This is a genomic window from Nostoc sp. (genome assembly GCF_036917455.1).
Lineage (GTDB): Bacteria > Cyanobacteriota > Cyanobacteriia > Cyanobacteriales > Nostocaceae > Nostoc.
Genome location: NZ_JBALDK010000083.1, coordinates 1 through 10,323, shown reverse-complemented (window position 1 = coordinate 10,323; position 10,323 = coordinate 1). Strand labels below are relative to the sequence as shown.

Below are 10,323 nucleotides of genomic sequence, written 5' to 3'. Positions count from 1 at the left end.
CTTTAGGATTTTCGTTTACAACATACACAATTTCTGGTTTTTGTCAAAGCTTTTGTTAAGAAAGATGTTTATAATGGATAGCTTATAAAGGGGGGCTAGGGGGGATCTCTAAGTGCCTAAAATCACAGCCAAATACTTGTTCATTCAACCTCTTAGAAGGATTTCTTAGCAATTAGAAAACAAATGAGCAAAACTCCCCGTATTAGTATTCCGCCGGAAGTTAAAAAATATGTTTTTGAACGTGACAAATATCAATGTCAAAGCTGCGGTAAAACTACTACAGAAACTAACCTTAGCATTGACCATATCATTCCCCTTGCCCGTGGTGGTCAAAACGATATCAGCAATTTACAAACTCTCTGTATTACCTGCAATCAGCAGAAAAGAGACAATATTGACCCCCGCTTTCGACGATATTTTCAGCTTTAAGTTACGATGTATGGGCGATTAATTTCTCATTTCTATGCCTCAAAATCAGAATAGCAGTTCTCGAAGATTCCTCAATATTAAAACTTCGATTCTTTACTTATTCACTTTTATGGCTGTTTTAGTAATAGCCTTTCCCTGGCTATATGAGATTAAAACTAAAGCTGGGATCGATATATCACCTAACCGCCATGCAGGAACCTTTTTTGAGAAACATACCCACGGACTCTTTAAGTGTGAATGGCTTTATCCTTACCATTGCGATCGCTCCCAAACTAAGTAAAGTAAAGTAAATTAAAAAGAGAAGGGGAAAATTTTCCCCTTCTCTAGTGTAAAATTTTTCCTGTCCTACCCGACATCTATCTCAACTGATTTGAGATTGCGCTAACATCAACGGCTAACTTTTTACCCAACTTGAGTAATTGAAGACACTGATTATCTGCTTCATTTCCAACGCTAGTAATACACACCGGCGCAATCTGACTTTGCAGACAACTAAAATAGAGTTCTTGCGATCGCTGTAGGGAAACGTCAATATTTAGTTGATCCCCGACATCAATCAATCGCTCCAAGAGTTGGATATCTGCATTAAAGCTATCATTGGCATCGTGCAACAATTGCCAAAGCGATCGCGCAATTAACTGTTCTAACATCTGCTTACCGTCGGGAATATTCAGCCGACAACGCAGATGTTTTGCTTCTGTTGCGATCGCTTCCAATTCTAAGATGTGACTCCAACTCTTTTGGGGATCGGCAATCTCTTGCTCAAGCGATCGCAATGTCATCAGACAGCGATGCCCTAAAGCAATATCGGCTGCTACCTGCAACTCTTGCGGTACTGCTATTTCATCTCGATGAAACGCCATCAGCACGCCATAATTATCGCGGTAGGCTTGGGTATACAACTGTCCTAAACGTGTCAGCGTTTCCTGACTGAGCAGCCCCATAATTCGGTGGCGTTCTTCAGCAAATAGATTCTGTAAGCTGAAAGCTTCTTCCCCAAATAGCTGTGTCATCGCCAATATGGTATGAGCCGCACTAGCTTGTTTTAGTGCGCCAAACAGCTTTTCTTTGATTTGGCTGTAGTCACGCCGCCCAGTAAATTGTTGAATACAGCAGTGGAAATCCCACCCGCCCAAATGCAGAACCGCAAATACCAAATGCTCGCTTTCCCAAGTAATCTCTGACACCAGCTTTAAATTTCCCACAGCCAGAGTTAGCGATCCCATGCGTTGCAATTGGTAATCTAGCTCATTGGCAGCGTAGCAATAAACCTTTTTGTGGTAACGCTGCGACTGTTTGTCAGCCACATCTTTTCTGGGCAAATTGTGCGCCTGGGCTGGTTTCTGATTAGTAAACAGGGAAGTAATAGCGTAATGGGCTGCTACTTGCTTAAAACCAAGCTGGGCAGTTAACACGAGTTGCCGATAAATTTCTGCACCGTGTTTAAATTCATCCACATTACTGGGGGCTAAACCAAGACGTTTGACAAAGCCTTTTTCTAACTGCACGCCAGCCACTTCCCCTGCTAATTCCAAAGCACGGGCGGCGTAGCGCATAATTTGCGTCCCCTCTGGACGGGAAATTTCTTCAAAAAACCAGCCGCAACTAGTGAACATCAACAAAGCGTGACGCTGCATTTCCAACAGGCGCAAAGCGTCTACTTGTTCGGCTGCTGTTAGTTTGTGAGTTTGATGACGGGCTAAGAAACGGTTGACATTGCCAGCAGAGCGATCGCGCAGTACTTGGATATATTCATCTCGTGCTAACCAGGGATCGCGGAATAACTGTCTGCCATGTTCCTGATACACATCAGTTAGTTGATCCCGCAGCCAATTTAGGGCATCCCGCAGGGGACGACGCCATTTTTGATGCCAAACACCACCTTCTCCACCGCAACCACAGTCATCCTCCCATCTGCCGACACCGTGGGCGCAACTCCAGGCTGTAACTGACTTCAATTCCACTTCCCAACTGGGAGAATTTAGGCTGAGGTAGTGAGCGAAGTTCGTTACCGTCCAACCTTGTTGAGGAAACTCTTTAGTAAAGGCGTAGGCTAAAGTTTTCTCTGTTCCCTTCTTGTGATGTCCGAAGGTTTCCCCATCTGTCGCTACAGAGATTAACTGTGCTGGACGATGATCCCCACGCACTGCTGAACCGATACGTCCGGTAAAGTGACTGGAATTATAAACCACATCACTAAAACCCATATCCCGCGATATCGGGCCATCGTAGAAGAAGATATCAATGTAGGGTAATTTTTCTCTACTACCGTCTTTGGGGCTAGTGGCGATCGCCTCCGGTGGGGCGTAGCCCATCGCACTCAGAGGTGAAGATGAAGTATCTAGTGTGGGCTTCAAATAACAACGATAGGGACGAGTAGAATCAATCTGACTACCGCCAACTTCGATCCATTCGGGATGGGGACGATCTGGAGTGGGGAGAGGACGGCAACGCAGTGCTTGAGATGGTGCAAGGATAATGAAACGAATCCCCTCAGCAACAAGAGCCTCTAGGGTTGCATAATCTACAGCAGTTTCCGCTAACCACATTCCTTCGGGATCGCGGCCAAAGCGGGAGCGGAAGTCTTCTTTACCCCAGCGAATTTGGGTATATTTGTCGCGCTCGTTTGCCAGAGGCATGATGATATGATTGTATACTTGCGCGATCGCATTGCCGTGACCATGCAAGCGTTGGCTACTCTTGGCATCCGCCTCTAAAATGCGCTGATAAACCTCCACATCGTAGCGTTCTAGCCACGACATCAGCGTTGCCCCGATATTAAAACTAAAATACTCGTAATTATTGACGATCCCCACCACTTCGCCTTGGTCATTTAAGACTCTGGCAAAGGCATTCGGGCGATAGCATTCCCAATGAATCCGCTCATTCCAGTCATGGAAAGGTGCAGCACTCGGTTGGCGTTCAATTGCGTCCAGATAAGGGTTTTCCCTTGGTGGCTGGTAAAAATGACCATGCACCGTCACATAAACACCATTAGCCTTTCTCAGGGGATCGCTTTCTTTGGTGTTATTAGGATCTGAATGTAATGTTAACGTTGAGCCAGAGCTAGCCGGCATTTCAGCAGCAGAAGTCATGTATATTTATCCAAAACAAAAAACTTACAGTTGCACCGAAAACGTTGTGCGTAAACCTTTCTCCAATGGTTTTAGCGCAAAATCCGGTATAAACAACAACTATGGAATCTAACTAAATTTTTGACAAATCTTCCTCATTGTAATGGCAAATCTGCGTTATCGCCCAGCGCAAAGTCCGTTGGGGAGACAGCGCCGTGGGCGGGTTTCCCGACTTGAGGCGACTGTCGTCGGCTCTGCCGACTTGAAAGAACTTTCCAAGACAGCCCTTTCCCTGAAGGCTTAAATGTAATTAGCCATTGAACAAAGACTCAGTTAGGGGTTTCCTCGTTAGTAGCGACCAATTAAAATTTTAATTGTCTTTTAATATATTAAACCCCATTTTTGGTGTAATAATTTGGCTCAAATTCATACTTTTGCAACAAAAAATTACGAAAACTCCTTAAATCGCAATCTTATTTTACATCCGCTGTAGTGAACTGAAAACAGTACAATTTCTGAATTGCTCTACAGACGGTTGAGAGTATCATGTCGGAGTGCTGAGTGAAAGTAATTGTTAATTCAACACTCCAAATTTAAAATTTAGGATTGCTCGCTGTGAATGATACCCTCAACCCAAGAGAACAAATGTCAACCAAAAACATTATTCTTTTCGTTTTATTACTGTTTATCCCAGTTTCTGTTGCAGCCCACTTTCTGGAGTGGGGAGAATTGCTAGTTTTCATTACAGCTGGATTAGCAATTTTGCCCTTAGCAGCTTGGATGGGTACAGCCACAGAAGAAATTGCTGTGGTAGTGGGGCCATCATTGGGGGGCCTTTTAAACGCTACCTTTGGCAATGCTACAGAATTAATCATCGCCCTAGTAGCGCTGAATGCTGGTTTAATAGATGTAGTTAAAGCCAGTATCACGGGATCGATTATCAGCAACTTACTACTGGTAATGGGTTTCTCTATGCTTTTGGGAGGACTACGTTACAAAGAACAGACATTTCAGCCAATTGTGGCGCGGGTGAATGCTGCTTCGATGAATTTGGCGGTGATTGCCATTTTGATGCCAACGGCGATGAACTATACCTCTCAAGGAATTAACGAAGAAACACTGCAAAATCTTTCTATTGCTGTTGCTGTTGTATTAATTCTGGTTTATGCTCTAACTCTGCTATTTTCGATGAAAACCCACTCCTATCTATATGATGTGGGTGTAGTGGAGACAGAAGAAGAGGAAATCACTCACGCCAAACCAAATATGATGTTATGGGTTGGGGTGCTGCTAGTATGTACCTTGCTAGTGGCACTTGAGTCAGAAATGTTGGTCGATTCTCTAGAAGTGGCTACATCTCAGCTAGGTTTGACGGCGCTGTTTACAGGGGTAATTTTGGTTCCCATCGTCGGTAACGCGGCTGAACACGCCACAGCAGTCACCGTGGCCATGAAAGACAAGATGGATCTTTCCCTTTCGGTAGCTGTGGGATCGAGTATGCAAATTGCTCTATTTGTCGCGCCCGTGTTGGTGATAGCAGGGCGGATATTGGGTAAACCAATGGATTTGGATTTCAAACCCTTTGAATTAGTAGCTGTGGTTGTATCAGTGTTGATTGCAAACAGTATTAGTTCTGATGGTAAATCCAATTGGCTCGAAGGCACTTTATTATTAGCTGCCTATACAGTATTGGGGTTTGCCTTCTACTTCCATCCAGTTATGGAAGGTATGGGGTAGTTTAGCAGTGTGTAGGCGTAGCCCGTCGTAGCGATCGCTTATCGTTTAGTCCAAAGCGATTTCTACGACGGGCTATTCGGTGTCGCTCTTGATTATGAATAATGGCTTGTTTAATCACCTATCTCGATAATTGGCGAATCTGAACCGCTTTTGCCTGGGACAGGAGAAAATAGAAACATATAAGAGCGATCGCCTGTATGAGCTACTGCCTTAATCCCCATTGTCCCAAGCCGGAAAATCCTACTGATGTCAAGTTTTGTCGCGCTTGCGGTTCTAAGTTACTCCTCAAAGAACGTTATCGTGCTATCAAACCAATCGGACAAGGTGGTTTTGGCAAAACTTTCTTAGCTGTAGATGAGGATAAACCCTCAAAACCACGCTGCGTAATTAAGCAATTTTATCCCCAATCTCAAGGCACTAACACTCTTGCAAAAGCTGTAGAGTTATTTAACCAAGAAGCGGTGCAGTTAGATGAATTGGGCAAACATCCCCAAATTCCCGAATTACTGGCATATTTTACCCAAGAAGCTCGGCAGTATCTTGTACAAGAATTCATCGACGGGCACAACTTAGCCCAGGAATTGGCACATAGGGGTGCTTTTAATGAAACGCAAATCCGGCAACTATTAAACGATTTATTGTCAGTTTTACAATTTTGTCATGCCAGACACGTAATTCACCGCGATATTAAGCCAGAAAACATTATTTTACGGGAGAGCGATCGCAAACTAGTTTTAGTAGATTTTGGTGCTGCTAAATCTGCCACTAGTACTGCCTTAAATAAAACTGGTACAAGTATTGGTAGTCCAGAATATGTTGCCCCTGAGCAAATGAGAGGTAGGGCTGTTTTCGCCAGCGATATTTATAGTTTGGGTGCGACTTGTATTAATTTATTAACTCAGCGATCGCCCTTCGATTCTTATGATACCCATAACGATACTTGGATTTGGCAGCAATACTTGAAAACCCCCATCAATAATCAGTTGAGTCGCATTCTCAACAAGATGCTAGAGAGTATTCCCATTCGGCGTTATCAAACAGTAGATGAAGTTCTCAAAGACTTAAATCACCAGTCGCAAGTCGCAGCCACGCCAGCAATTGTACCAAAACCTATCCCTCAATCTCTACCTAATTCCCCACCCGCATTTGTATCGCCATCTCCTAGTCAAATCGATCTAGAATTAGAAGAAATGAAAACTCAATTTTTGGGTGGCAACAAACCTCAACCAAATAAAATACAACCAGCAACCCCGACATCTCAGCCTACTAGTAAAAGCAAAATAGATGAAGAATTAGAAGAATTAAAAGCCAAATATCTTGGTAATAATAACTCCTAATATAAGAATCGGATTTGATTTATGAAAAAGTCTAAGTATACGTAGGGGAGCCAGTCGTGTGCGGGGTTTCCCGACTTGAGCGCTAGCAACTGTGCGTAGCGTCAGTGGCGTTGTGTTAGGCATAAGCTGTAACACACCTGAATCCAAAGTTTTTGGTGAGTTTGATGCTCACTCTATTGCAGTTCAATTCAGTTTTTTAGCAGCGATCGCTGAAAATCCAGAATTACTTGAGCCAGTTCAAAAAAACTTAGCTGATTGGCAACGGCAAATCGAAGCAAGTGAACTTGATCCAGCAATGGCAACTGTGATTCGTCTGGCACTCTATGGTCTAAGCTTTGTCCACATCTTTGGTTTAGGAGTCCCCGATGAGTCTTTGCAAAAGCAGGTCATTGAAACTCTGCTGAAACTAGCGCGAGAGTAATTTGTAATCTCAGACAGTCTTAAATAAGCTTGATTTGGGCGCTTTCCTATTTTATGTTTGATTTGCGCCTGGAGATTTTGTCATAGCTGTCTTGATTATATCTAGAATTAGCGCGTAGACGCTTCGTCTTGTCGCAGACATCGCGCGATCGCAAATGTAGTAATTTCACAAAAGTTTTCTCACAGTTTCTCACAGTTAATAACTTGCCAGATAGTGATGCTATCTGGCTCAGTTAAACCTGTAATTTTTTACACAAGGATATTTTTATGACTGCCGTTTTACAATTCTTACCAACCGATTCACAATTCCTACTCAGTCCTTATTCTTAGTTGGCTAAAATGCGTAAATCAATTCCAACACTGTTGGTACATGGACTGGAAACCTTGAATGTTTTGTTATATGGGAATCATATTTGATTTCTGAAAAAATACAAGTATTTATAGGCTGTGTTAGACGGAACATCGGAACGCACCATCAGCTTGGAATGGTGCGTTCCGCTACGCTAATACACCCTAAGCTAAACGCTATACGATCGATAAAGCAATCTATTAAAAAAAGGAAGCATCTATGTCTGATTCCTGGAACCAACAAATTCTGCTCAAAAATTACCCGATCGCAGAACCGAAAGAGAGCGATTTTGCCCTTGTCGAAACGGCAATTCCAGAACTGGGAGAGTCAGAAATACTCACCCGCACGATTTACTTGTCCCTTGATCCCTATATGCGAGGGCGTATGAGCAATCGCGCTTCTTATGCAACTCCAACAGAATTAGGCAAGGTGATGATGGGTGCTACTGTCAGCCAAGTGGTGAAATCAAACCACCCCCAATTTTCTGATGGAGAGTTCGTTGTGGGGTATGACGGTTGGCAGACTTATGCGATCGCCAAAGCTGAAACCTTGAGAAAACTTGACCCCAAGGAATTACCGATCTCCTATGCCTTGGGCATTACCGGGATGCCTGGAATGACTGCCTATTTTGCTCTGCTAGATATTGGCAAGCCCAAAGCAGGCGAAACTGTTGTGGTTTCTGCGGCTTCTGGCGCGGTGGGTGCAGTTGTGGGTCAAATTGCCAAAATCAAGGGCTGTCGGGCAGTGGGCATAGTTGGTAGTAAAGAGAAGTGTAATTACGTTGTGGATGAATTAGGGTTTGATTCCTGCATTAATCGCAAAACTCAAGACCTGAGTTCAGCCTTGAAAGCTGCTTGTCCAAATGGAATTGATATCTATGTCGATCATACGGCAGGGCCAATTCTAGAAACAGTGTTACAACAGATCAATCTGGGAGCCAGAATTCCTTTGGTGGGTTTGATCTCCCAGTACAATGCCGAAAATCCACCCCCCGGGCCTAATTTGATGCCGCTACTAGTGAAACGGGCGCTGATCGAAGGGTTTCTAGTGAGCGATTACCAACAGCGTCATGCCGAGTTTATCCATGATGTATCTCAATGGTTACAAGCAGGTAAGCTCAAGTACAAAGAAGACGTAGTGAAAGGGCTGGAAAATGCACCTAACGCCTTTATTGGGTTACTGCAAGGGAAAAACTTTGGCAAGTTAATCGTTCAGGTTGGTGACGATCCAACTAAGAAATGAACCATCAATCCACAATCTGTAATTTAACTGGTCGCGGCGTTCTTGTAGGGTGTTGACTTTGGGTGTTTTTAGATGATATTTCGGTGTTGCTGAATCATGGGATGATTTCGCCCAATTTGGAACTAATTTTCAATGGTTTCAATCATAAACTCATCCTGTATTTATGCAACCCCGATATTTATTCATACAGAATAGATGCCAAATATGTTGTTAGCAAAAACAAACGTGTAACTCTTGCAGTAAGAGGTATTTGTCGATTTGATACAAGTGTCGCAATAATTACTTATTTATTGGCATAACTTGACTCTCTTAAAATAAATGTAAAAAAGCTCTATCTAAATCAGGACTTACACAAAATCATGAAAAAGGAACCACAGAGGGCGCAGAGTACACGGAGAAATAAGATTTTCAGAGAGTTGTTGCGTAAGTCTTATAAGCGTTACCCCTCTTCTGTCACTCTCCGAAAACATTTGCCTTTTATAAAACTTAGAGCTTTTGTATAGCAAACGATTGCGCGATTATTTTCTAATAACAAATACAAGACCTATTTTTTCTAATAGTATAGCTTGTATTGATTGCCTCATGAGGCTTCTAGCGATCGCCCTCCCGGAGAGTGACAGAAGAGGGATATATTTCCCACTAATACTTTTAGTTGTTGATAAGAGCCTGGTAAAGCTGGAGGAAACTCTTGGATAGCTTTTGACCACACAGATGTCCGAGGCGATTTTAATTCTGGATGAGAACTTTGGTTATAAATATCGATAATGAAAATATGTAGAATTTCTTGCAGTGCTTCAAAAGAAATCACTGAATTTTTCAGAGGGTTGTAATCATACTTCTTCATAAATAGGACTTACGCAAAAACTCTCTGAAACTCTTATTTCTCCGTGTCCTCTGTGGTTCGTTTTTTCATGATTTTGCGTAAGTCCTAGTAGTTAACAAAATCTTTTCCAGTTCTTGACTTTTAATATCTACTATTGAATTACTGACTTGAATTGCAAAAGACTTTGGCTCATGAAAAATTACCTCAAAACTATTCTGTCAACTGTTGTTGTAAGTCTTTTGGCATTTGGTGGTTATATGCAAACAACGTATGCCCATCAATTACCATCTCATCTTTTAGCTAGATCACAGTCTGCTAGCGGTGTTCAAATTGCGGAAGTAGATAGCCCTCATGATCGTGATAGTAGTCATGAAGATGGCGATAGAGAAGCTAGTGATCTGAGAAGAGTGTCTGTGACAAGAACGCACAGAAGAAATCAAGTTAAGTATAATTTGACACATTATAAAAAATATTATCATGCAAGGAGGCAGCACAGCTAAGTTTAGGATGTGATGTCATCTGATCAATGGCGTGCTTGTGAATCTAAAACCCTTGTCAGGAGTGGGATTAAGGGTGTAATGATGTGGGGTGTAGGGAAAAGCGTTGTATATTTTGTATTCTTCGTTAGGTTTTTAGTTTTGACCGTACAACCCTTACCCTCTCATATCTTTACGCCGACAAGTCTTATACGTTATGGATTTGGCGAAAAAAGCGTGCCGTCATTCTCACTTCTAGCGAAAAATCGAGAAGGAAAAATATCATGAAAAAGATGTTAAACAGGGTTCCAGAGGTGACAATTTACTTCTGGATTATTAAAGTTCTGGCAACCACAGTAGGTGAAACAGCAGCAGATTTTCTATCAGCAACTCTAAACCTTGGTTTAGGCGTTACATCCTACATTATGAGCAGTGT

At 42.6% G+C, this 10,323-nt stretch carries 10 protein-coding genes and 1 pseudogene; 9 read left to right on the top strand and 2 right to left on the bottom strand.

Annotation, left to right across the window (positions count from 1 at the left end; genetic code table 11):
- Positions 1-183: 183 nt before the first annotated feature.
- The gene (locus tag V7K42_RS09105) at positions 184-429 is read left to right on the top strand and encodes an HNH endonuclease (RefSeq protein ID WP_334915466.1); all 246 of its coding nucleotides are present in this window, start codon (positions 184-186) and stop codon (positions 427-429) included.
- Positions 430-463: 34 nt separating this feature from the next.
- On the top strand, positions 464-709 hold the full coding sequence (locus V7K42_RS09100; protein WP_094331328.1) for a hypothetical protein: 246 nt from the start codon (positions 464-466) through the stop codon (positions 707-709).
- A 76-nt stretch (positions 710-785) separates the two neighbouring features.
- Here the strand turns inward: V7K42_RS09100 and V7K42_RS09095 are convergent, their stop codons facing one another.
- The gene (locus V7K42_RS09095) at positions 786-3,524 is read right to left on the bottom strand and encodes a DUF3536 domain-containing protein (protein WP_334915464.1); all 2,739 of its coding nucleotides are present in this window, start codon (positions 3,522-3,524) and stop codon (positions 786-788) included.
- Positions 3,525-3,666: 142 nt separating this feature from the next.
- Here V7K42_RS09095 and V7K42_RS09090 point away from each other — a divergent pair, with 142 nt between their 5' ends.
- The 5 genes from V7K42_RS09090 (at position 3,667) to V7K42_RS09070 (ending at position 8,588) form a co-directional block, all read left to right on the top strand.
- Positions 3,667-3,807 (top strand): hypothetical protein, encoded by a 141-nt coding sequence (locus tag V7K42_RS09090; protein ID WP_334915462.1) that lies wholly within the window; start codon positions 3,667-3,669, stop codon positions 3,805-3,807.
- Between the two features lie 341 nt (positions 3,808-4,148).
- Positions 4,149-5,240 (top strand): calcium/proton exchanger, encoded by a 1,092-nt coding sequence (gene cax, locus V7K42_RS09085; RefSeq protein WP_334915460.1) that lies wholly within the window; start codon positions 4,149-4,151, stop codon positions 5,238-5,240.
- Between the two features lie 197 nt (positions 5,241-5,437).
- Positions 5,438-6,577: a serine/threonine-protein kinase gene (locus tag V7K42_RS09080; RefSeq protein WP_334915458.1), complete on the top strand. Its 1,140-nt coding sequence runs from the start codon at positions 5,438-5,440 to the stop codon at positions 6,575-6,577.
- A 91-nt stretch (positions 6,578-6,668) separates the two neighbouring features.
- A complete protein-coding gene (locus tag V7K42_RS09075; RefSeq protein ID WP_334915456.1) occupies positions 6,669-6,998 on the top strand; it encodes a hypothetical protein in 330 nt (109 codons plus the stop codon).
- A 567-nt stretch (positions 6,999-7,565) separates the two neighbouring features.
- Positions 7,566-8,588, top strand: coding sequence for an NADP-dependent oxidoreductase (locus V7K42_RS09070; protein ID WP_334915454.1), 1,023 nt, complete (start codon positions 7,566-7,568; stop codon positions 8,586-8,588).
- Positions 8,589-9,168: 580 nt separating this feature from the next.
- Here the strand turns inward: V7K42_RS09070 and V7K42_RS09065 are convergent.
- Positions 9,169-9,432 carry a hypothetical protein gene (locus V7K42_RS09065; RefSeq protein WP_334915452.1) on the bottom strand — a complete coding sequence of 88 codons (264 nt, stop codon included), beginning with the start codon at positions 9,430-9,432 and terminating at the stop codon, positions 9,169-9,171.
- A gap of 170 nt (positions 9,433-9,602) precedes the next feature.
- Between V7K42_RS09065 and V7K42_RS09060 the strand changes: the two genes are divergently transcribed.
- Together V7K42_RS09060 and V7K42_RS09055 are read left to right on the top strand one after the other, a co-directional pair.
- Complete coding sequence (locus tag V7K42_RS09060; RefSeq protein ID WP_334915451.1) at positions 9,603-9,911, top strand: hypothetical protein; 309 nt, start codon at positions 9,603-9,605, stop codon at positions 9,909-9,911.
- Positions 9,912-10,171: 260 nt separating this feature from the next.
- Positions 10,172-10,323 (top strand): annotated as a pseudogene (locus V7K42_RS09055) (hypothetical protein); the annotation flags it as partial.